This window comes from Amycolatopsis sp. CB00013 (assembly GCF_001905755.1).
GTDB lineage: Bacteria > Actinomycetota > Actinomycetes > Mycobacteriales > Pseudonocardiaceae > Amycolatopsis > Amycolatopsis japonica.
Map to the genome: position 1 here is coordinate 605,831 of NZ_LIWC01000007.1, position 20,352 is coordinate 626,182.

20 protein-coding genes and 2 riboswitches are annotated in these 20,352 nt (G+C 70.7%); of the genes, 7 read left to right on the forward strand and 13 right to left on the reverse strand.

Features of this window, described 5'->3' with window-relative positions:
* The first annotated feature begins 2 nt into the window (after positions 1 to 2).
* Positions 3 to 335: a helix-turn-helix domain-containing protein gene (locus AMK34_RS39455; protein ID WP_038511116.1), complete on the forward strand. Its 333-nt coding sequence runs from the start codon at positions 3 to 5 to the stop codon at positions 333 to 335.
* Here AMK34_RS39455 and AMK34_RS39460 read toward each other — a convergent pair.
* Genes AMK34_RS39460 through AMK34_RS39470 form a run of 3 tightly spaced genes read right to left on the reverse strand, consistent with a single transcriptional unit; the run spans position 332 to position 2,813 of the window.
* Positions 332 to 922: a ClpP family protease gene (locus AMK34_RS39460; RefSeq protein WP_016335566.1), complete on the reverse strand. Its 591-nt coding sequence runs from the start codon at positions 920 to 922 to the stop codon at positions 332 to 334. The two genes, AMK34_RS39455 and AMK34_RS39460, sit on opposite strands and share 4 nt — an antisense overlap.
* Entirely contained in the window at positions 919 to 1,545 is a 627-nt protein-coding gene (locus tag AMK34_RS39465) for a ClpP family protease (RefSeq protein WP_073848930.1), read from the reverse strand. Before AMK34_RS39465 ends, AMK34_RS39460 begins: the two co-directional genes overlap by 4 nt.
* Positions 1,546 to 1,601: 56 nt before the next feature.
* Positions 1,602 to 2,813: a serine/threonine-protein kinase gene (locus AMK34_RS39470; RefSeq protein WP_073848931.1), complete on the reverse strand. Its 1,212-nt coding sequence runs from the start codon at positions 2,811 to 2,813 to the stop codon at positions 1,602 to 1,604.
* 118 nt (positions 2,814 to 2,931) lie between these two features.
* Here AMK34_RS39470 and AMK34_RS39475 point away from each other — a divergent pair, with 118 nt between their 5' ends.
* Positions 2,932 to 4,491 (forward strand): PucR family transcriptional regulator, encoded by a 1,560-nt coding sequence (locus AMK34_RS39475; protein WP_073848932.1) that lies wholly within the window; start codon positions 2,932 to 2,934, stop codon positions 4,489 to 4,491.
* On the opposite strand, the gene AMK34_RS39480 is transcribed toward AMK34_RS39475, so the two are convergent.
* The 3 genes from AMK34_RS39480 to AMK34_RS39490 are packed head-to-tail and all read right to left on the reverse strand — an operon-like array spanning position 4,479 to position 7,071.
* Positions 4,479 to 5,348 (reverse strand): polysaccharide deacetylase family protein, encoded by an 870-nt coding sequence (locus AMK34_RS39480; RefSeq protein WP_073848933.1) that lies wholly within the window; start codon positions 5,346 to 5,348, stop codon positions 4,479 to 4,481. The two genes, AMK34_RS39475 and AMK34_RS39480, sit on opposite strands and share 13 nt — an antisense overlap.
* On the reverse strand, positions 5,345 to 6,457 hold the full coding sequence (locus AMK34_RS39485) for an oxidoreductase (protein WP_073848934.1): 1,113 nt from the start codon (positions 6,455 to 6,457) through the stop codon (positions 5,345 to 5,347). Before AMK34_RS39485 ends, AMK34_RS39480 begins: the two co-directional genes overlap by 4 nt.
* On the reverse strand, positions 6,454 to 7,071 hold the full coding sequence (locus tag AMK34_RS39490; protein ID WP_073848935.1) for a DUF1989 domain-containing protein: 618 nt from the start codon (positions 7,069 to 7,071) through the stop codon (positions 6,454 to 6,456). The genes AMK34_RS39485 and AMK34_RS39490 overlap by 4 nt, the downstream gene beginning before the upstream one ends.
* Positions 7,072 to 7,495: 424 nt before the next feature.
* Between AMK34_RS39490 and AMK34_RS39495 the strand changes: the two genes are divergently transcribed.
* The 3 genes from AMK34_RS39495 (at position 7,496) to fahA (ending at position 10,124) form a co-directional block, all read left to right on the forward strand.
* Positions 7,496 to 8,029: a MarR family winged helix-turn-helix transcriptional regulator gene (locus tag AMK34_RS39495; RefSeq protein ID WP_073848936.1), complete on the forward strand. Its 534-nt coding sequence runs from the start codon at positions 7,496 to 7,498 to the stop codon at positions 8,027 to 8,029.
* Between the two features lie 80 nt (positions 8,030 to 8,109).
* Entirely contained in the window at positions 8,110 to 8,952 is an 843-nt protein-coding gene (locus AMK34_RS39500; protein WP_073848937.1) for a hypothetical protein, read from the forward strand.
* Complete coding sequence (gene fahA / locus AMK34_RS39505; RefSeq protein WP_073848938.1) at positions 8,949 to 10,124, forward strand: fumarylacetoacetase; 1,176 nt, start codon at positions 8,949 to 8,951, stop codon at positions 10,122 to 10,124. The genes AMK34_RS39500 and fahA overlap by 4 nt, the downstream gene beginning before the upstream one ends.
* Before the next feature lies 1 nt (position 10,125).
* Here fahA and AMK34_RS39510 read toward each other — a convergent pair whose 3' ends face one another.
* From AMK34_RS39510 to bdeA, 6 genes are read right to left on the reverse strand one after another with little or no spacing between them, the layout of a single operon-like run.
* Positions 10,126 to 11,433 (reverse strand): ABC transporter substrate-binding protein, encoded by a 1,308-nt coding sequence (locus AMK34_RS39510; RefSeq protein ID WP_073848939.1) that lies wholly within the window; start codon positions 11,431 to 11,433, stop codon positions 10,126 to 10,128.
* Positions 11,430 to 12,431 (reverse strand): branched-chain amino acid ABC transporter permease, encoded by a 1,002-nt coding sequence (locus AMK34_RS39515; protein ID WP_073848940.1) that lies wholly within the window; start codon positions 12,429 to 12,431, stop codon positions 11,430 to 11,432. The genes AMK34_RS39510 and AMK34_RS39515 overlap by 4 nt, the downstream gene beginning before the upstream one ends.
* A 1-nt stretch (position 12,432) precedes the next feature.
* On the reverse strand, positions 12,433 to 13,311 hold the full coding sequence (locus AMK34_RS39520) for a branched-chain amino acid ABC transporter permease (protein ID WP_073848941.1): 879 nt from the start codon (positions 13,309 to 13,311) through the stop codon (positions 12,433 to 12,435).
* Positions 13,312 to 13,322: 11 nt separating this feature from the next.
* On the reverse strand, positions 13,323 to 14,027 hold the full coding sequence (locus AMK34_RS39525; protein ID WP_143202753.1) for an ABC transporter ATP-binding protein: 705 nt from the start codon (positions 14,025 to 14,027) through the stop codon (positions 13,323 to 13,325).
* Positions 14,014 to 14,784 (reverse strand): ABC transporter ATP-binding protein, encoded by a 771-nt coding sequence (locus AMK34_RS39530; RefSeq protein ID WP_143202754.1) that lies wholly within the window; start codon positions 14,782 to 14,784, stop codon positions 14,014 to 14,016. The genes AMK34_RS39525 and AMK34_RS39530 overlap by 14 nt, the downstream gene beginning before the upstream one ends.
* Before the next feature lie 59 nt (positions 14,785 to 14,843).
* Positions 14,844 to 15,701, reverse strand: a complete 858-nt coding sequence (gene bdeA / locus AMK34_RS39535; protein ID WP_073848943.1) for a bis(hydroxyethyl) terephthalate hydrolase — start codon at positions 15,699 to 15,701, stop codon at positions 14,844 to 14,846.
* A 140-nt stretch (positions 15,702 to 15,841) separates the two neighbouring features.
* On the opposite strand from bdeA, the gene AMK34_RS39540 reads away from it, so the two are divergent.
* Together AMK34_RS39540 and AMK34_RS39545 are read left to right on the forward strand one after the other, a co-directional pair.
* Positions 15,842 to 16,438, forward strand: coding sequence for a QsdR family transcriptional regulator (locus AMK34_RS39540; protein WP_038511150.1), 597 nt, complete (start codon positions 15,842 to 15,844; stop codon positions 16,436 to 16,438).
* A gap of 48 nt (positions 16,439 to 16,486) precedes the next feature.
* A complete protein-coding gene (locus AMK34_RS39545) occupies positions 16,487 to 18,853 on the forward strand; it encodes a helix-turn-helix transcriptional regulator (protein ID WP_073848944.1) in 2,367 nt (788 codons plus the stop codon).
* 123 nt (positions 18,854 to 18,976) lie between these two features.
* Here AMK34_RS39545 and AMK34_RS39550 read toward each other — a convergent pair whose 3' ends face one another.
* A complete protein-coding gene (locus AMK34_RS39550; protein WP_073848945.1) occupies positions 18,977 to 19,984 on the reverse strand; it encodes a prenyltransferase/squalene oxidase repeat-containing protein in 1,008 nt (335 codons plus the stop codon).
* A gap of 32 nt (positions 19,985 to 20,016) precedes the next feature.
* A riboswitch (cobalamin riboswitch) is annotated at positions 20,017 to 20,165 on the reverse strand.
* Between the two features lie 92 nt (positions 20,166 to 20,257).
* Positions 20,258 to 20,324, forward strand: a riboswitch (cobalamin riboswitch).
* Positions 20,325 to 20,352: the final 28 nt, after the last annotated feature.

Genomic DNA, 20,352 nt, shown 5'->3' on the forward strand with positions numbered 1-20,352 from the left:
GTATGGCGGACATCCTCCCTTTCCAGCAGAAGCGTCCCGAGCCGGAACCGCTGTGGCGTGACGTGCTGGGCCGGAGCCTGCGCGCCGCGCGGGAGGACCAGGGCGGCCGCCTCGTCGACGTCGCGGAACGCGCCGGGATCTCGCCGCAGTACCTCTCCGAGATCGAGCGCGGCCGCAAGGAGCCGTCGAGCGAGATGATCGCCGCGGTCACCGGCGCGCTCGGGCTCGACCTCGCGGACTTGCTCTTCGGGATCGCGGGCACGATCAGCCGGGGCGGCAGCACGGGCCTCGCGGTCGGACGGCGTCCGCGAGGACCCGTGCTCATGGCCGCCTAAGCACGTTCGTCGAGCACGCGGTCCGCCAGCCCGTAGGCGACGGCGCCCGCCGCGTCGAACACGCGGTCCCGGTCGGTGTCGTGGCGCAGATCCGAGACGGCGCGGCCGGTGTGGGCGGACAGGATCTCCTCCAGCTGCGTCCGCACCCGCACGACCTCGTCGGCCTGCAGGATCAGGTCCGGGATCGTGCCGCGCCCCTGCGCCGCGGGCTGGTGCAGCACCACCCGGGTGTGCGGCAGCACGAACCGGTGCCCCGCCTCACCCGCCGCCAGCAGGATCGCGCCCGCCGCGACGGCCTGGCCGACACAGGTCGTCGCCACCGGCGCCTTGATGAAGCGCATGGTGTCGTACAGCGCGAGCATCGCCGACGGGTCGCCGCCCTCGGTGTTGATGTAGAGGTTGATCTCCTGCTCGGGGTTGTCCGCCTCCAGGTACAGCAGCTGCGTGATGAGGGCGTTCGCGACCCCGGAGTCGATCGCGGTCCCGAGGTAGATGATCCGCTCCGACAACAGATGCGAGTAGACGTCCATGATCCGCTCGCCGGCGGGACTGCGGGAGATGACGTTGGGGATGGTGTAGGTGCTCATGCGCCCGCACCCCTTTCCGTGCCGAGGCCGAGTTTGTGGGTGCGGACCGGGACGACCTGGTCGAGGCTTTCGACGATGTGGTCGATGAAGCCGTATTCGCGGGCCTGCTCGGTGGTGAACCAGCGGTCGTGCAGCGAATCGGCGAAGATCCGGTCGATGGGCTGTCCGGTGTCGTCGGCGATGAGCCCGAGCACGGTGTCCCGCGTGTAGCGCAGATCGTCCGCCTGTACCTCGACCTCGACGGCCGAGCCGCCGATACCCGCCGAACCCTGGTGCATCAGGATCCGTGCGTGCGGCAGGGCGAACCGTTTGCCCGGGGTGCCCGCGGAGAGCAGGAACTGCCCGGCACTGCACGCCAGCCCCAGCGCCAGCGTGGCGACGTCGCACGGCACGAGCCGCATCACGTCCCGGATCGCCAGCATCGACGGGACCGAACCGCCCGGCGAGTGGATCCACAACGCGATGTCCTTGCGCGGATCCTCGCTCGCCAGTGACAGCAGCTGGGTGGTGAGGACCGTCCCGTTGTCGTCGTCGAGCGGGCCGTCGAGGACCAGCACACGCTGGCTGAAGAACCGTTCCCGTTGCCGTTGGTCGAAGAGTGGCTGTTTCTCGTTGTCGCTCATGCCCCGACCATGCCGCCCGGGCCCGGCCGCCCGCCGGTTTCTCTGCTGTGAGCGGATCAGCCCACAGCAGGGCGTTTCGCCGGGACGAACCACACGGTGATGGTCAACAGCACGGCGACGACGATGACGAGGAGGTCGAGGGTGAGCCCCGGTTGCAGGGGAAGGCCCAGGTACTCCGCTTCGCCTAGCGCTTTCAGCAGAAGCAGGCTGAGCAGCGTCAGACCGCCGCCGATGGTGATCATGACCTGCCCGCGGCGGACGTTGGCGAGCAGGAGCCCGCCGCCGGCCACCGAAAACACACCCGACAAGACGAGGGTGACCTGACAGAGCTGCAGTGGCTCCCAATGCTCGTGCACCAGGTACGCGTGGTGGATCAGCATCGCGTCCGCCAGCACGAAGAAACCGAAGAGCATGCTCGCCACCCCGGCCAGGACCGCGAAGACCGACGGCGGCGTCAGGCCGGGACGCGACGGCGCGGACCGGATCGGCACCGGCGTTTCGATCCCGCTCGCCGCCTGGGCCAGCAGCGGAAGCGCGTGGTCCGGCAGCATGCGCGCGTGTGGCGCTTTCGCCAGCAGACCGCGGAGGACGTCCGCGAGCGGGCCGGGCGTCCGGTCGATGACGGGCTGCTCGTTGACGACGGCGTACAGCGTGGCCGCGACGTTCGCCCGCTGGAAGAAGTTCCCGCCCTCGCTCGCGCTGAGCAGCGTCACGCCGAGCGACCAGAGGTCGGAATGGGGCGTGCCTTCGTGCCCCGCGATCGTTTCAGGGGCGAGGAACGCCGGTGTGCCCGCCGGGTCGAGGGCCTTGGCGATCCCGAAGCCGGTCAGCTTCACGGCACCGTCGGAACCCACCAGGATGTTCGCGGGCCGCACGTCCCCGTGTACGACGCCCGCCGTATGCGCGGCGGCGAGCGCGCCGAGCACCTTTCCGCCGATGTCGGCCACGAATCGCGGCGGTAGCGCGCCCTCGGACGTGAGGTCCTCCAGGGTCCGTCCCTCCACCGGGTCCATCACGATGAACGCGCTTCCGTCCGCCACCACGACATCGCGGACGGGCACCACCGACGGGTGATCCACCGCGACGAGGGCTGCCTCCTTGAGCCGCTCCACGCGGGCCGGCTCGTGCGTGGGGAGCGGCAGCTCCTTGATCGCGACCCGCGGACCGTCCGGTCCGTCCTCGCCGCGCCACAGCACGGCCGTCCCGTCGCCACCCAGCTTCTCGAGCAGGGTGTAGCGCTCGGCGATCGTGCTGGAAACTGCCGTCACAGTGGGGCTCCTCGAAATCCTGAAGGGTCTTCAAGGCACGCTAACCAGGGCTCATGACAAAACGATGAAATGGCCGTTCATCCATAAAGGACCGGCGCGGCTGGATATATTCACAGTCATGCTGACCTTGGCGGCGCTGGTCGAGGACCCGGCCCTGGAACTGCGGGTGGTCGTCCCCGGCCGCGACGGAGCGCTGACCGGGCAGGTGTTGTGGGTGCACAACACCGAGCTCCCCGACCCGGGACCGTATGTGCGCGAGCACGAGGTCGTGCTGACCAACGGCCTGTGGCTGGACCGCGTCGATCCGGCGGATTTCGTCGCGAGGGTGGTCGGCGCCGGAGCGGCGGGGATCATCTTCGGCCTGCGCGTGGAACAGCGCGAGACCCCTGCCGCGCTCGCCGACGCCTGCCGGGAAGCCGGGTTGCCGTTGCTGGAGATCTCGGTGGCGGTGCCGTTCACGGCGGTCACCCGCGCGGCCGCGGCGATCCAGGCCACCGACCGGCAGAACGCGCTGATGTCGTTGGTGCGCCGAGGCGACGAGCTGACTTCGGCGTTGTCGAGGGGAGCGGGCGCGTCCGGGGTGCTCGCGGTACTCCGCCGTGAGCACGAACTCCCGCTGGCGGTCGTGGACCGGATGGGCCGGGAACTGGCGTCCGCCGGCGCCGAACTGGACGCCGGGCAGACGCGCGCCGCGGCCGAGGCGCTGGCCGGGCATCCGCCGCCGCTGGAAGCGGATCTCGGCGCGGGGACGCGGGCGGCGTTGTTCCCCGTCGGCGCGATCGGGGACGCGGACGCCGCGTTGTTGTGCCTGCGTCCCGCGGCGGAGCTGACGCGCGGGGAGCGGGACGCGCTGGAGCAGACCGCCCGCTACCTCAGCCTGGAGGTGGCCAGGCACCAGGCGGTGCAGGCGATCGAGATGCGGTTCGCCGTCGAACTGCTGGACATGGTGCTTTCCGGCGCGCAGCGGGCCGCGGAGGTGCCCGGCAGGCTGCGCGCCTTCGGGGTCGATCCGGACGGGCCGCTGGCGGTGATCGCGCTGGCGTTCGCGGGGGACGAAGCCGCGACCCCGCCGGGGATGGCCGAGGCCGTGACGGACTTCCTCCTGGCGGACGGGCTGCCCGCGGTCGTGGCGGCGGGCAGCCAGGACGTCGTCGCGGTACTGCCGTTCCGTTCGGGAAGGCAGTCGCCCGCCGCCTTCGCGCCACGGCTGGCGGCGGCGGTGTCGCACCGGCTTTCCGGTGGGCGCGTGGTCGTCGGGCTCGCCGACCCCGCGCCGGGCGCGGCCGAATTGCGGATGCCGTTGTCGCGTAGCCGCGAAGCCTGCCGTGTGCTCCGGGGCAGGCGCGGCGGGCCGGTCGCGGCGAGTTTCGCCGAGCTGGGCAGCTACCGGCTGCTGCTGGAGTCGCACGACGAGCAGTGGCGGCACACCTTCGCCGACGCCCTGCTCGGCCCGCTGCGTGAGCACGACCGCGTCCGCGACGGCGAACTGGAGACGACCCTGCGGGCGTTCCTCGATCACGACGGCCAGTGGGCGGCCACCGCCGCGGCGCTGTTCGTGCACGTCAACACCTTGCGCAACCGGCTGGCCAAGGTCACCGAGCTGACCGGCCGCGACGTCGGGCGGACCGCGGACCGGGTCGACCTGTTCCTGGCCTTGGAAGCGGCTCAGTCCGGATAGACAGCCGGGTCGATTTCGAGGCGCCGCAACGGTTCCACGGGCAAGGCGGGGTCGGCCAGCGCCGCGGCCGCCACGTCGCGGCAGCGGGCGAACCGGACGTCACCGAGTCCGAGCCCGAACTCGATGAGCGAGCGCACCGCCTCCAGCCGACCCGGCCTGCCCGAAAGGAACGGGTGCAGGCACAGGTTGAACAGGCACCGATAGCGGCGCATCGCGTCCAGCTCGGCGCGCCACATCTCCAGCACCCGTATCGGCGACGTGATCACCGAGCCGATGTGCGGCGCGGGAAGGAACGCGTACTGCTCCCAATCGTCGAGCGACCAGTGCACGGGCAGTTCGGCGATCCGGCCGGCCCCGGTCTCGATCAGGTACGGCCGGTCGTCGGCCATCAGCGACGAGTCGTAGCTCAGCCCGTGTTCGGCCACGAGCGCCGGAGTGTCCCAAGTGGACTCCCAGCCCGCCGCGCGATGACCGCTGATCTCGATGTCCTGCGCGGCGAACACCGCCATGCCCCGTTCGAAATCGGCTCGCTGCTCGGCCGCGGTCATCGCGGTCGGTGGCCGGTGGCTGTAGGAATGGTGGGCCACCTCGTGCCCCCGTTCCACGATCGCGGCGGCGAGGCCGGGCCGCTGTTCGGCGACCCAGCCCGGCACGAAGAACGTCGCGGGCACGGCCAGTTCGTCGAGCAGATCGAGGACGCGTGGCACCCCGACCCGGGGCCCGTACGCCTGATGGGACATGGTCGACAGGTGGTCCGCGTAGCCCCGTCCTCGGGCGAGGATCGGGGATTCCGCGTCGACGTCGAAGGTCAGGGTCGCGACCGCGGCCGCGCCGCCGTGCCAGCTTGCTTCCGTCACGCCTGCCGACTCTCCCGCCAACGGCGCGCGTTCGCCACCGTGACCGTCGGGGAGACCATCGCCCGGTCGAACTCGGCCAGCGGTTCCGCCGCCGCGACGCGCGCGGGCAGATCGGGGTTGGCCAGCGCGCCGTGCCCGATCGACAGCAGGTCCGCGTGCCCGCCGGTCAGGACCTCGTGCGCCTGCGCGAGGTCGTGCATCCCGCCGTTGGCGATCACCGGCAGCCCGGTGACCTGCCGGGCGAGCGCGGTGATCGTGCCGCCGTCGGCCAGCTTCGCCGTCTCCAGCCAGTTCCGGCCCTCGCTGGCGATGTGGAGGTACTGCGCGCCCGCCTCGGCGACCGCGGCGAAGATCACCTCGGCGTCGGCGCGGCCGCCCGGCCAGCGATAGGTGAAGTCGTTGACCTTGGTCTGCGACAACCGCACGCCGGTCACCAGCTCCGGCACGGCTTCGGCGACGGCGGTCACGACCTGCGCGGTCAGCCGGATCCGGTTCGCGACAGGTCCGCCGTAGGAGTCGGTGCGGTGATTGGTGTAGTCGGTGAGGAACTGGTCGAGCAGGTATCCGTTGGCCGCGTGCACCTCGACGCCGTCGAAGCCGGCCTGACGGGCACGCACGGCGGCGGCCGCGAAGCCGTCGATGACGTCGTCGATCTCGGCGGTGGTCAGTTCGCGGGGGACCGGCCACGGCCCGGAACCGCCGTACGCGCGCATCTTCTCACCGCGCGGCTGGACGGCCGACGGACCGACGGTGTTCGGATGGCCCTGCGCGATGGCCCCGGCGTGCATGAGCTGCGCGATCATCCTGCCGCCCGCGGCGCGGACTCCGGCGGTGACCACCCGCCAGCCCGCGACGTGTTCGTCCCGCGCGAGGCCGGGCTGGTTGAGGTATCCCTGGCTGGCCTCCCTGTCGGGGTAGGTGCCCTCGCTGAACACCAGCCCGAAACCGCCGCGGGCGAATTCGGCGTAGTAGTCGGCCATTTCGCCGGTCGGGGTGCCGTCGGGCCGCGCGGAGACGCGGGACATCGGGGCGACGGCGTAGCGGTTGCGCAGCGCGAGACCGCCGAGGCTGGCCGGGGTGAGCGCGGGGTGTTCGACGGTGGTCGTCATGACCGGGTTCCTCCATTGTGGACGGTTTCGATGGCGAGCGGGGAGAGTCCGGCTTCACTGATCCGGACGAGGTCTTGCGGGCAGGCGGAGACCACGACGACGCAGTCCATCTCGGCCCGCAGGGTCACCGCGTCGCCGGGTCGCGAGGTCGCGGTGAGCCAGTTCAGGCGTCCGTCCTCGCCGACCGGGACGCGCATGAAGACGTTGATCGGCTGCGGGGTCGGGCCGGTGAAGGTCAGGCCCTCCGCTGCCAGCGCCTCTCGCAGGTTCACGGCGCAGGACCGGTGGTCCGGTGCGCCCAGCGCGGTGTACCGGACCGGGTCACACGCCGGGATGAGCATGTCGTGCTCGCCGGGCGAGGTGTCTTCGACGAGCGTGAGGATCGGGCGGCGAAGGTCGGTCAGGAAGGCCTCGCCGACGGCGGGGAACAACCGGTCGACGCCGGCGCGGGTGTGCGCCGCGCTGTGGTGCTCGGCCAGTTCGGCCACGCCGCCGTCGCGGAAGGCGAACACGTCCCCGACCTGGCCGCCGTCGACGTCGATCACGCGGATCAGGTCCCCCGCGGCCACGCGGACGGCCCTGCCGGTCCCTGGTGGCACTTCCGTTCTGCTCATGCCCCCAGCAAACAGGGCGGGACCGACGTCTCGCCATGGAGAAACCTCCATGATCACGCCGACTGGATGGAGGAAGCTCCAAATGCCTATGGGTTACTCGTCGAACCCTGGAGGTAGTGAAGGCCTCCTTTCCTACCCTGAAGGTAGGGAAGGAGGCCTTCACGGACCGGCCGATCGTGGCCGCGGCCAATGCAGGTCCGGAAGATCGCTCGTGCGGCAATCGTCCAGTCCGTGAAGGCCTCCTTGAGGGACTCTGGGTCCCTCAAGGAGGCCTTCATTTACTTCTACCGGCCCCCAATGTGACATCGGAGACGCTCAGTGTCCCCAATGCCGCATTGGGGACACTCCAGCGCCGACATCACCCCGCCTGCCAAAAGTAGTTTCGACTTTGACCATTTTCGCAGGACCGGGTTACTGTGCGCCGATGGAAGACGTGGACGCGGCCGGACTGGACTTCTGGTCGTTCGTGGCGCTGGCGAACCGGCGGCTCGCGCAGGAGTACGGCTTCCGTCACCAGCTGGCGACCGAGGTGCTGCTGACCCTCAATCGCGCCTCCGACCTGGTGACCTACGATCTCGAAGCCGCGGTGCACCGGCCGCGCGGACGGTCCTGGTCGGCGTTCCGGCTGCTGTTCGTGGTGTGGCTCGCCGGACCGCTCGAACCGACCAGTGCCGCCCGGCTGACCGGGATGAGCCGGGCCGCGGTGTCGAATCTGGTCAAGACGCTGGTCGCCGAGGGGATGCTCGACCGGGCCCCTGACGAGCGCGACGGACGTTCGGTGCGGTTGTCGCTCACCGACGCCGGACAAGAGGAGATGGTCTCGGTCTTCCGCGAGCACAACGAACGCGAATTCGGCTGGACGAACGCGTTGACCGAGACCGAACAGCGCATCCTCGTGATGCTGCTGGGCAAGCTGATCACCAGCCGCGCCGAGTTCGGCACCCGGAGCCGCAAGTAGGCCTTCCCGTCGCCCGGAAGACCGGACTACGCTGCCCGATGGATAGTCAAAGTGTGAACTAAATCGGCGAGGAGGAGACCATGGTGGACGGCGGACCGATTCCCGCGCTCTTCGCCGGGCTGTGCGACGACGCCGCGGTGTTCCCGCCGGGCCTGGCTCCACTGCCGGACGCCGTCGCCGCACACGATGAGCACCTCGGTGCCTGGTACGCCGGCCTGGTCGGGCCCTTGGTCATCGCCGCGACAGCGCTCGGCGACCTCGCCGAAGTGCTGGACGGTCGCGAGACCCCGCTGCCGGTCTCGGTGACCCTGCCCGGCGGACCCGCGCAGCTCGACGGAGTGAACGAGGCCGTCGCGAAGCTCCCGGTGAAACTCGAAGCGCTCGAGATCGCCGTCCCGGACAGGATGGGCCCGGACGAGCTGCTCGCCGCGCTTTCCCGCGCCACCGCGCCGGTCTTCGTCGAGATCCCGCGTGACGAGCGGCGCGTCCCGCTGCTGACCGCCCTTTCCGGCACCGGTCACCAAGCGAAGTTCCGCACCGGCGGCGTCCGCGCCGACCTGTACCCCGACGAAGCCGAACTCGCCGCCGCGGTCCGTGCGGCGGTCGCGGCGGGGGTGCCGTTCAAGGCCACCGCGGGGCTGCACCACGCCCTCCGCAACACCGATCCGGAGACCGGCTTCGAACAGCACGGCTTCCTCAACCTGATGCTCGCCACCGACGCCGTCCTCACCGGCGGCGACGCCGAAGCCGTTCTCGCCGAACGAGACGGCGCCGTCGTCGCCGAGCGGCTCCGCGCACTGGACGCGGATCGCGTCGCCGCCCTCCGCGCGGGCTTCACGTCGTTCGGCACCTGCAGCATCACCGACCCCCTGACCGAACTGGCCGGACTCGGCCTGCTCGAGGCGCCCCGAGGAGAGGCATGACCACGATCGACATCCCCGCAGGCTCCCTGTTCGGGATCGACAACCTGCCGTACGGCGTGTTCTCCGTCGGCGGCGATTCCCCGCGCGTCGGCGTGCGCGTCGGCGATTCCGTCGTCGACCTGGCCGCGGCGCTCGGCGACGACGTGTTCGCCGCGCCGACGCTGAACCCGTTCATGGCGCAGGGATACGACCGCTGGGTGGCGGTCCGCGAGCGGATCCGTGACCTGGTGTCCGGCGAACTCCCCGACGGCGCGGTCCACGCGATCGGACGGGTGACACCGCACCTGCCGATCGAGGTCGCCGACTACGTCGACTTCTACGCCTCCGAACACCACGCCTCGAACGTCGGCAGGCTGTTCCGCCCCGACGCGGAACCGTTGCTGCCCAACTGGAAGCACCTCCCGGTCGGTTACCACGGGCGCTCCGGCACGGTTCTGGTCTCCGGTACGGACATCGTGCGCCCGAACGGTCAGCGCAAGGCCCCGGCCGACACGGCGCCGGTGTTCGGGCCGAGCGCGCGGCTCGACATCGAGGCGGAGATGGGGTTCGTCGTCGGCACCGGGACGCCGCTGAACACCCCGATCACGCCGGACGACTTCCCCCGCCACGTCTTCGGCGCCGTCCTGCTCAACGACTGGTCGGCCCGTGACATCCAGGCGTGGGAGTACGTCCCGCTGGGCCCGCACCTCGGCAAGAGCTTCGCAACCTCGATCTCCCCGTGGGTGGTGCCGATCCTGGCGCTGGAAGCCGCCCGGATCCCGCTGCCGGGGCAGACCGATCCGGAACCGCTGCCGTACCTGCGGGAGAGCGACCCGTGGGGGCTCGACATCGACCTCGTCATCGAATGGAACGGCGAGGAGGTCAGCCGCCCGCCGTTCCGCGAGATGTACTGGTCACCCGCGCAGATGCTCGCGCACCTGACGGTCAACGGCGCCTCGTCGCGCACGGGTGACCTGTACGGCTCCGGCACGATCTCCGGACCGGAGAAGCGCCAGCGCGGCGCGTTCCTCGAATTGTCCTGGGGCGGAAAGGAACCGCTCACGGTCAAGGGGGAGGAGCGCACCTTCCTGCAGGACGGCGACGAGGTCGTGATCACCGGCACCGCGCCCGGCGCGAACGGCTCGCGGATCGGGTTCGGCGAGGTGCGGGGACGCGTGCTGCCCGCACAATGACTCAGCTACCGGCGATCCCGTCCGGCGGCGGCGCGTCGTTCGCCGCCGAGTCGTTCGCCTCGATGGGGGCGTCGCCGAGGTCGGTCACCAGTACCGGTGTCTGATCCTTGCCGACGCCTCCCTTGAGTTCGACCACCGACATCCCGGAAATGCCCAGGTGGTTGTCGCCGGTGTAGCGGAACGGCGCGAGGCCTGGTCCCTCGAACGTCTTCCCGGATTGCTGGAGAACTTCGACGATCCGTTCCCGCGTCAGGTGCTTTCCGGCCCCCTGCAACGCCTGGACGAACGTGTACGCCTGCGCCATGCCGTAGATGCGGTAGTTCGTCAGGTCGCCGCCCTTGCCGTGGGCCTTCCAGACGTTCTGCCACAGCTTCGTCCACGCGTTGTCCGGCGCGTCGACCCCGGGCAGGTATTCGGTGGTGACCACGCCGTCGATGAGCGACGCGCCGTTGGTCACCTTGCCCTCGGAGAACCGCGCGAGCAGGGAACCGACGAGCGCGGGATCGGAACCGACGTTGCTGTAGAACCACTTCGGCTTGAACCCGATCTTCAGCGAGGCCAGCTGCGAAAGCGCGGTGTACGACGGAACGGTGAAGCCCAGTACCAGATCCACGCCCGCGGCCTTGAGTTTCGCGATCTGTGGCGCGATGTCTGTGTTGCCCGGCGAGTACTTCGCGACTTCCACGATCTGTTCGCCGAGGTAGCGCCGCGCGCCCTTTTCGCCGTCGCGGCCGAAGTCGTCGTCCTGGAGGAACAGGCCGACCTTGGCGTTCGGCAGGTTCTTGCGCACCCAGTCGCCGATGATCTTGCCTTCGATCTCGTAGTCCGGCTGCCAGCCGAAGGTGAACGGCGCCTTCTTCGGGTCGTCGCCCCAGCGCAGCGAACCCGACGACACGAACAAGTCCGGAACCTTCGAGCTGTTCAGGAAGTCGACGACGGCGCTGTGCGTCGGCGTGCCGAGGCCGCCGACCATCGCGAAGATCTCTTCCTTGAGCACCAGTTCGTTGGTGACGGCGCTGGTCGTGGTCGGGTTGTAGCCATCGTCCTTCACCACGAATTCGATCTTGCGGCCGTGGACGCCGCCGTTCGCGTTCACGTAGTCGTAGTACGCCTGATGTCCACTGGGGATCTCGCTGTAGCCCGGCGCGGCGACGCCCGTCAGCGGGAAATGCGCCCCGATCTTGATGGTCGTGTCGGTGACGCCGACCGTCGAGCCCTTCTGGTCGCCCTCGGGTCTGCCGCCCGCGCCGCAGGCGGCGGTGACCGTCACGGCCAGGAAGACGGCCACGGCCTTGGTCCAGCGTTTCATGAACTTCGCCTCCAGTGGATGAGTTTCCGCAGCCCGCCGGCGAGGCCCGCCGGTGCGAGCAGCACGATCAGGACGGTGACCAGGCCGTAGATCAACGGCGCCAGATGCGCGGCCTGTACGTCGGACAGTCCGAGATCCGTTCCCGCGCCGGTCACCAGCGGCGGCAGGAAGGTCAGCAGCGCGGCCCCGGCGAGCGCTCCGGTGAGGCTCCCGAGACCGCCGAGCACCACCGCGGACACCAGTAACAGCGAGAGCGTCAGCGCGAAACCGCTCGGCGCCGCCAGCCGCGCGGACAACGCCATGAGCGCCCCGGCCAGGCCCGCGCATCCCGCGCTGACCACGAACGCCCGCACCCTGGTGCGGCCGAGGTCGATCCCGGCCAGCTCGGCGGCGACGTCCTCGTCGCGGACCGCCCGCCAGTCGCGTCCGACGCGACCGCGCGACAGGTTCGCCAGCAGGACGAACACGGCGATCACCGCGAACCACGAAAGGTAAGCGAGGTAACGGATCGAGGTGAGGTCTTGGCCGGTGACGAAGTACGCGGCGTCCGCGAGCCAGCCGGGGATCTCCGGCATCCGTACGGGCAAGCCCTGCTCGCCGCCGAGCGCTTCGCCGAAGAACAACGGGATCCCGGGGACGGCGACGGCCAGCGCGAGCGTCGCCCCGGCGAGATACGGTCCGTGCAGCCTGGCGGCGGCGACACCCACGAGCGCCCCGACCGCGAGGGTGAGCACCATCGCCAGGAGCAGGATCACCAGGAGTGGCAAGGCATCCGACTTCAGCAGGAGCGCCGTCGAGTAGGCGCCGACCGCCATCAGCGCGCCGTGTCCCAACGAGAGCTGCCCGTTGAGTCCGGTCAGGACGGTCAGACCGCCCGCCGCGATCGCGAGGTACGCCATCGTGGTGAACTGCGCGGTGAGGTACGGCCCGGAGTTCTCCAGCACGAGCACGACGACGACCAACGCGGCGAGCGCGCTCAGGAGATGACGTCGCAGCACGTCAGACCCTCCGTTCGCGGACGCTCGTGAACAGGCCGCCGGGTTTCAGGAGCAGCACCACCATGAGCAGCGCCAACGCGGCGAGAGGCACCAGCTCCGCGCCGACGTAGCCGCTCACCAGGCTCAGCGACAGGCCGAGGACGACGCCGCCGACGACCGCGCCGACCGGGCTGTCCAGCCCGCCGAGCACCGCGGCGACGAAGCCGTACACCACCACACCGTCCATATAGGACGGATGGACCAACCCGCCGCCGGCGATCAGCAGACCCGACAGCGAACCGGCGAGCGCGGCCAGCGCCCAGCCGAGCGTGAGCATCCGCCCGACCCGCACGCCGAGCAGGCGGGCCACCTCGCGGTCGAAGGCCGCGGCCCGCATCCGCAGGCCCAGATCGGTACCGCGGAACAGCACCACGAGCCCGATCAGCACCACGCCGACGGCCGCGATGGTGAATACGCCGAACCCGGTCAGCGCGATCGTCGTGCCGCCGACCTGGAAACCGGTGAGCCCGAACGGTGCCGGGAACGACCGGTACCGCGAACCGAACACCAGCGCCGCCAGCGCGTGCAGCACGATGAACAGCCCCAGTGTCAGGATGACGGCGTTGATCTCGGGTTTCCCCGAAACGAACCGGATCACGAACCGTTCCACGAGCGCGCCGAGTACCAGGCCCGAAAGCAGGGCGACGGCGAAACCCGCCCAATACGACCAACCCGCGTCGATCAGGACGAGCGCGACGTAGGTGGTGATCATCGCCATCGGCGCCTGCGCGAAGTTCACGATCCGCGTCGCCCGCCAGATCAGCACGAGCGCCAGCGCGAACGCGGCGTAGACCACGCCCAGCGTCAGGCCGGTGAGCGCGGTGGTGAGCAGTTGCTGCACGAAGCTCCCTTTCAGAATCCGAGGTAGGCGTGCCGGAGCGCGTCGTCCGCGACGAGCGCGGCCGCGTCCCGCCGGACGACGACCCGCCCGAGGTTGAGCACGACGCCGTGATCGGCGATGGACAGCGCGCTGCGCGCGTTCTGCTCGACCAGCACGACGGCCAGGCCTTCTTCGTGGACGAGACCGCGCAGCAGCCCGAAGATCCGCGCCACGATCCTGGGTGCGAGCCCCAAGGACGGTTCGTCGAGCAGCAGAACCTTGGGCCGGGAGAGCAGCGCGCGGCCGATGACCAGCATCTGCCGCTCGCCGCCGGAAAGGACGTGCGCGAGGCCGTTCTTGCGGTCGGCGAGCACGGGGAAGAGGTCGTAGATCCGGCGCAGGTCGGCCGTCGTCACCCGGCCGCGGGCCCCGAGCGCGCCGAGCCGCAGGTTCTCCTCGACGGTCAGTTCGGCCAGTACGCCGCGGCCTTCGGGAACATGCGCGATCCCCAGCGCGGGAAGGTCCTCTGTGGACACTCGGCTCAAGTCTCTGCCGCCGAGACGGACGTGGCCGTCAGAGGGGCGGACGAGGCCGGAGATGGTGCGCAGCAACGTGGTCTTGCCCGCGCCGTTCGCGCCGAGCACCGCGGTGATCTCGCCTTCGGCGGCCGAAAGGCTCACGGAATCGAGTGCGCGCACCGGGCCGTAGCTCGCCGAGAGTCGCTCAACGGTCAGCACCGGCCACCTCCTCGCCGAGGTAGGCCGCCTGGACCGCCGGATCGGCGCGGATCTCGTCAGGGGTGCCGCGGGCGATGACCCTGCCGAAGTCCAGCACCACGATCTCGTCGCAGACCCCCATCACCAGATCCATATGGTGCTCGACGAGCATCACCGACATGCGTTCGGTCAGACCGCGGACCAGCGTGCCGATCTCGTCGATCTCGGCCGACGACAGGCCGCCCGCCGGTTCGTCGAGCAACAGCAGGTCGGGTTCGCTGACCAGCGCTCGCGCCAAAGCGACCCTTTTCCTTACCGGGTAAGGAAGGCTGGTGGGATAGCGCTGGGCGACGTCGGCGATGCCGAAGTCCTCCAGCTGCGTCATCGCCCGCTCGGTCAGGGCCTTCTCGTCCTTCGTCAGCCCCAGCAGCGAAGACCAGAAGCCGGATTTCGCGTGCCTGCCCGCGCCCACGAGCACGTTCTCCAGCACGGTCATCCGGTCGAACAGGCCGAGTTCCTGCAGGCCGCGCGCGATGCCGAGGCCGGCGAGGTGATGCGGGCGCAGCCGCCGCAGTTCCGTGCCGCGCCAGGTCAGCCCGCCGGTGTCCGGCCGGACGAAACCGCAGGCGACGTTGAACAGCGTGGTCTTGCCGGCCCCGTTCGGGCCGATCACCCCGAGCACCCGGCCCGGCGCGACGGTCAGGGAGACGTCCGACAACGCGACGAGACCACCGAAGGTCACCGATACGCCGGACATCTCGAAGGTCGACAGGGTCACGCAAGAACTCCCAACGGCGGAAGGGGGCCCCGGCGCGGGCGCGCCGGGGCCGAGGACACTCAGGCGTGCGGACACGTGTCCCGGTAGTCGCTGATCGCGCGGTCGTCCGGGGCGGGGCAGAGGAACTGCTCGTAGCGGGTGTCGTTGTCCACGAACCGCTTCAGCCACGAGATCGTGTACTTGGCCATGGTCGTGTTCGCCGTGTTCGGGAAGAAGTGGCTCGCGTTGTCCAGCTCCATGTACGCCTTCTCCGCCGAGGCGGGAATGCTGGTGTAGAACGGGATCGAATGCGATGCCACCGGAGCGACCGTGTCGGACTCGCCGCCGATGATGAACGTCGGCACCCTCAGCGAGGACCACGACTTCTGCGTGTTCCACGGCGCGAGCGGCACCGCCGCCTGCAGCGACGGCCGGTCCTGCGCCGCTTCGAGCGAGCCGCCGCCGCCCATCGAATGCCCGGCCACGGCGAGCCGGGAGGTGTCGATGCGGGAGCGGACCGTGCTGCGCTGGGTCAGGTAGTCGAGTGCGGCCAGCAGCTGGTCACCGCGGCTGTCGGGCTGGTCGTAGATGGTGTTGGTGTCGATCGTGAACACGACGAAGCCCTGCGACGCCAGCCGCGGGCCGATCCACGCGATACTCGACTGCGTCGCGGTGAATCCCGGCGAGATGGCGACCGCGCCGAACGTGCCCTGCGCGGTGCTGGTGGGGTAGTAGATGGTTCCGCCGCCGAAGCCGGTGACGGCCAGGCTCGACACGGAGGTCTGCGACACCGCGAAGGAGCCGCGCGAGGCTTCGATGCTGCTTTCCGTCGGGTCCGGTCCTCGTTCGTAGGGGTTCTCGGCGGCGTAGGCCGTGGGGGCGACAGTGAGTGCCGCGACGGTGGCCAGTCCACAAAGGATCCGGGTCGTACTACGCATGGTGCCGTCTCCGTTCGCCGTTGAACACAGTCCGTGGTGATGGACTTTGACAAACGGACGGAGGCGCCTGCATCGGTGAAATCGCCGGTCTTGGTCCGCGGTCGCCCCCGCCGGGCCGGGCGCCCGTACGATCGGCGATCGTGAATCCCTCAGCCGAGGACATAGTCCGCGCGGCGGCCCGGTGGATCGATCGCGGTGTCCGCGTCGACACCTCCGCCTTCGCCCAGGATCTGGGCATCTCGCGCAGCACCCTGTTCCGTCGCGTCGGAAACCGGGAAGACCTGCTCGGTGATGCCCTCTACTACCTGTCCGAGCGCACCCTGACGGCCGCCGCGCGCACCTGGGAGCGCGAAGAGGGCGACGTGGTGCGCAACGCGGCCGGCGAACTGCGCTGTCTCGCGATCATGCGGGAGTACCGGTCGGTGCTGGCGGCGAGCGCGGGGTTCCGCCGCTTCCTCGACGACGAGCCGGTGCTGGCGATCAGGCTGCTCACCGACCCGGACGGCCGTGTCCAGCCGAGGGTGATCGCCGCGCACGTCGAGCTCCTGCGCCGCGACGTCGACGCGGGCGGCTTCGAGCCCAGCGTCGGGCTGGACAGCCTCTGCTACGCCATCGTGCGGCTGGGGGAGGCGTTCCTGTATTCGGACGTCCTCGCCTCCCGGACCCCCGATCTCGACGCGGCGTCCACGCTGCTCGGAGCGCTGGTGGAAGGACGGGTGCCGAGCAAGACCTTGTGAAACACTTGCGCCTGGTGTTTCATCGAGAGGGAGCTCGAGGAGGCGCGGATGCCTGTGTACCCGTTGCGGGGCAGGGACGACCTCTTCGGCGGGCTGCGCTCGGCCGCCGGGCGCGCCGTGCTGATCCGCGGCACGGAGGGTCTGGGCAAGTCGGCCCTGCTCGCCGAGCTGCGCGCCACCCTCGGCGTCCGGCTCGTCGGGGTGCGGGGCCTGCGGGCGGAAAGCACGCTGCCGTACGGTGCCCTGCAGCGGATGTTCGGCGCGTCGGTCTCCAGCGGCGCGGAAGCGCGAGACCGGCTCGGCGCCGTCTCGGCTCCGACGATCTGCTGGGTCGACGACGCGCACTGGATCGACCAGGAATCCTTGGCGGCACTGGGTTTCGCCGCCCGGCGGTTGGCGGGCGCGCCGGTCGGGATGGTGCTCGCGTCGCGATCCGGGTCGGACGAGTTCGACTCCGTCGAGCTGCCACCGTTGAGCGAATCCGCCGCCGATCAAGTGCTGCGCGACCGCGGTGTGCCCGCCGGGGTACGCCCGCAGCTGGTCGAACTGGGCGACGGGAACCCCGCCGATCTGGTCGCACTGGCGGCGTCGCTTACGTCCGCGCAGGCGGCCGGACGGGAGCCGGTTTCGCCGATCCTGCGTGACCGGCTGCCTCGGTACACGGCCGAGCTCGACGCGATGCCGCTCGACGAGCGTCTGCGTTTTCTCGGCACCTGTATGGACTTTTCCGCGCGGAAGGCGACTTGGTACGCGGCGGCTTCACCGGCCGACCGGCGGGCGGCGCACGCGCGGCTGGCCTCGGCCGAGGAGGGGCCGGACGCGCTCTGGCATCGCGCGATGGCGACTGCCACGCCGTCCGAGCCACTCGCGGACGCGCTCGCCGCGGCGCCCGCGATGGATCACGCGGCGGCGGCACGGCATCTCGAACGCGCCGCCGCGCTGACCGCCGATCCGGGATTGCGGGCGGCCCGGCTGCTGGCGGCGGCGGACGCGGCCTGGCAGGCGGGCAGACCGGGGTGGGCGCGGCTGCTGCTGTCCAGGGCCGACGCCGAACCGGGCGCGGTCGCGTTGCTGCACGGGGAGATCGAGCTGCGCGACGGCGATCCCGCCGTCGCCACCCACGAACTCGGCACGGCGGCGCGACTGCTGCCCGATCCGGCCGCCGCGCTGCTGCTGGCGGGCGAGGCGCGGAGGCTCGGCGGCGACCTCGGTGGCTACCGGGCGTTGGCGCGGACGGTCCCGGCCGGAGAAGGGCTGGCCTTCGCGCATTTCCGGGGTTTGACGTCGGTCTACGCCGGACGGCACGACGACGCCGTCGTCCCGCTGGAGGAAGCCGTCGCCAAGGGGATGGCCGACACCGACGTCGCCGGAGCCGTCTGGGCCGCCGAAGCGGCCTTCGCCCGCGGGCACGCGGAACAGGCACATGAGTACGCGGCGGCCGCGGTGAGCCGCGCGCGGCTCGGCGAACGCCACGCCGAACTGCCGTGGGCGCTGGTCTATCTTGCGCTTTCGGCCATCGCGCTCGACCGGATCCCGTGTGCGCGGGCGGCGTCCCGCGACGGCCTGCGCGCGCCCCACAACCTGCGGATGGAACACCTGACGTTGCTGGGGCTGGCCGCCGCGCTCCTCGGCGACCGTGCGCCGGAGCTGGACGAGGCGGCCGAGGGCATCGCCGAACGTGGGCTCGGCAGGCCCGCCGCCGTCGCCGCGTGGGCGTACGCCTGCCTGGACCTGGCCGAGGACCGGCCCGACGACGCGCTGAGCAGACTCGAAGATCTCGCTTCGGGCGTCTCCGGCGACCAGCCGGTGATCCGCGTGCTGGCCACACCGCAACTCGTCGAGGCGGCCGTCTGTGCCGGACGTCCCGAACGCGCCCGTTCCGCGCTGGAGGTGTTCGACCGCTGGACGCTGGCCGGGGCGGAACCCTGCTGGCTCGCGTTGAGCCACCGTTGTCACGCGCTGATGGCGTCGGATCCCGGTGTGGCGGAACGACATTTCCAGTCGGCCATCGAGGCGCACCGGCGGGCGGGCGGCGCGGTGGAACTCGCCAGGACCAGGTTCGCGTACGCCACCCTGCTGCGGCGGCATCGCCGGACCCGTGACGCCCGAGACCAGTTCCGCGATGCCTTGCGCGGCTTCGAAAACGTCGGCGCGACCCGCTTCGCCGAACGGGCCCGAGCCGGGCTGCGGGCGGCGGGCGAGACCGTCGACGCTCCGCACCGATCGCTCGCCGGCCTCACGCCGCAACAGGACGCCATCACCCGGCTGGTGGCGGCGGGGGAGACGAACAAGGAGATCGCGCGGCGGCTGGTGATCAGCCACCGGACGGTGGACCACCACCTGCGGAACATCTTCACCGCATTGGGGGTGCGGTCCCGCGTGGAACTCGCGCGCCGCGTCGCCGCCGGCGAGTGACGCTGCCCGTGACTCACGTGCTCAGAGGCGTGACTCGCGTGATTGAAGGCGTAACACGTGAGTTCCGCCTTCAATCACGCGAGTTCGGTCTTCAATCACGCGAGTTACGGGAACGGTCTCACCTCACGGGCAGGCGAGGACCGGGGCTTGCGGACGGCCACCGCCGTGCAGGTCGCTCAGCGGAACCCTGGCAAGACCGAGGATCGCCTGCGCGGTCGCGCGCGGGGCGGTCGTCGGGTTCGGACCGGTGGCGTCGTAGGCGATCGCGCCCCGGTCGGCCTCGGCGCCGGCGCAGCCGGTCTGCAGCGACCGCAGGAATTCCCGCGCCTTGACCGCGGCGGCGGGACGATGACCGGCCAGCGCTTCCGCGGCGAGGCCGGTGCTGTTGGCGTTGGGCGCGTTCGCGCCGACGCCGAAGCCGCCGTTCGCGTGCTGCTTCGTGACCAGCCACGACGTGCCCTCGCGGGCGTTCACCGGGTCGCCGACGGCGCGCAAGGCCTGCACGACCGTCGCGGTCGCGTCGACGTCGCTCGTGCACGTCGCTTCGCCGAAGTTCTGCGGGAAACCGCCGTCCGCGCACTGGGTGCCCGCGAGGAACGTCACGGCCGACGCCGGGGCACCGCCCGGGGTGCGGTCCAGCGCCAGGAGGGCGAGCGACTGCGAGAGGGCGTTGGAGTAGTCGCCGTACTCGGATCGGTCGGAGAACCGGCCGGACGGCGTGAGCAGCGAGAGCAGGCCCGCCTTCAGGTCGACGCCGCCGAACGACGCCGGGTCCTTGCCCCGGATCTGCGCGGCGAGCATCAATTTGGCGTGCGCGCCCGCATAGGCCTCGGTGCCGCCCCCGACGTAGCCGGTGGTGACCTCCGGCTTCGCGAGCCAGGCGATCGCCTTGCCCGCGTTCGTGTCCGACACGCCGGCCGCGGCGAACGCGAAGATCGCGTCGATCGTCAGGCCTTGATCGGGGAACTTCTGACCGCCGAAGTCGGCCTCGAACCGTTCGCCGTCGGTCATCTGCCTGGCGAGCCAGCCCGCGGCGGCGTCCGCCTTGTCGTGAGTGGCCGCGGCCGCCGCCGGAGCGGCGACCAGCCCGATGCCGCACAGTACGGCGACAGCGAAAACCAAACGTCTCATGAGAACCCTTTCCCGCATTTCCACGACAGGAGTCGGTGACACCGTGCGATGTGGGTGACCGGGCTCGCCTGGAAGGCACACCGTTGCGGGACAGCGCCGGACTCTCACCGGACTTCCCCCACGACCGCGCCTGAAGACTCTCACCCCGGTCGGGTGCGGGATACCGCCGGGTGCCCATGTGATCCTCACGACCGACTTGCCGGTGGTACCTACCGACGGTGAACAGGTGTTAACCTCGGCTGGCTCGACAACAGAACACCGCCGCCCGTGACGGGGAAGCCGGTCGAAATCCGGCGCTGTCGCGCAACCGTGGGCCCCTCGCAGGGCGAGCCGGGATACCGAACGGGCGGACGTACGAACCACTGTCG

Bases quoted from the DNA above. Each gene is read 5' to 3' on its own strand.
- AMK34_RS39455 (WP_038511116.1), top strand. From the start codon at position 3: ATGGCGGACATCCTCCCTTTCCAGCAGAAGCGTCCCGAGCCGGAACCG.
- AMK34_RS39460 (WP_016335566.1), bottom strand. From the start codon at position 922: ATGAGCACCTACACCATCCCCAACGTCATCTCCCGCAGTCCCGCCGGC.
- AMK34_RS39465 (WP_073848930.1), bottom strand. From the start codon at position 1,545: ATGAGCGACAACGAGAAACAGCCACTCTTCGACCAACGGCAACGGGAA.
- AMK34_RS39475 (WP_073848932.1), top strand. From the start codon at position 2,932: ATGCTGACCTTGGCGGCGCTGGTCGAGGACCCGGCCCTGGAACTGCGG.
- AMK34_RS39485 (WP_073848934.1), bottom strand. From the start codon at position 6,457: ATGACGACCACCGTCGAACACCCCGCGCTCACCCCGGCCAGCCTCGGC.
- AMK34_RS39490 (WP_073848935.1), bottom strand. From the start codon at position 7,071: ATGAGCAGAACGGAAGTGCCACCAGGGACCGGCAGGGCCGTCCGCGTG.
- AMK34_RS39495 (WP_073848936.1), top strand. From the start codon at position 7,496: ATGGAAGACGTGGACGCGGCCGGACTGGACTTCTGGTCGTTCGTGGCG.
- AMK34_RS39500 (WP_073848937.1), top strand. From the start codon at position 8,110: ATGGTGGACGGCGGACCGATTCCCGCGCTCTTCGCCGGGCTGTGCGAC.
- fahA (WP_073848938.1), top strand. From the start codon at position 8,949: ATGACCACGATCGACATCCCCGCAGGCTCCCTGTTCGGGATCGACAAC.
- AMK34_RS39510 (WP_073848939.1), bottom strand. From the start codon at position 11,433: ATGAAACGCTGGACCAAGGCCGTGGCCGTCTTCCTGGCCGTGACGGTC.
- bdeA (WP_073848943.1), bottom strand. From the start codon at position 15,701: ATGCGTAGTACGACCCGGATCCTTTGTGGACTGGCCACCGTCGCGGCA.
- AMK34_RS39545 (WP_073848944.1), top strand. From the start codon at position 16,487: ATGCCTGTGTACCCGTTGCGGGGCAGGGACGACCTCTTCGGCGGGCTG.
- AMK34_RS39550 (WP_073848945.1), bottom strand. From the start codon at position 19,984: ATGAGACGTTTGGTTTTCGCTGTCGCCGTACTGTGCGGCATCGGGCTG.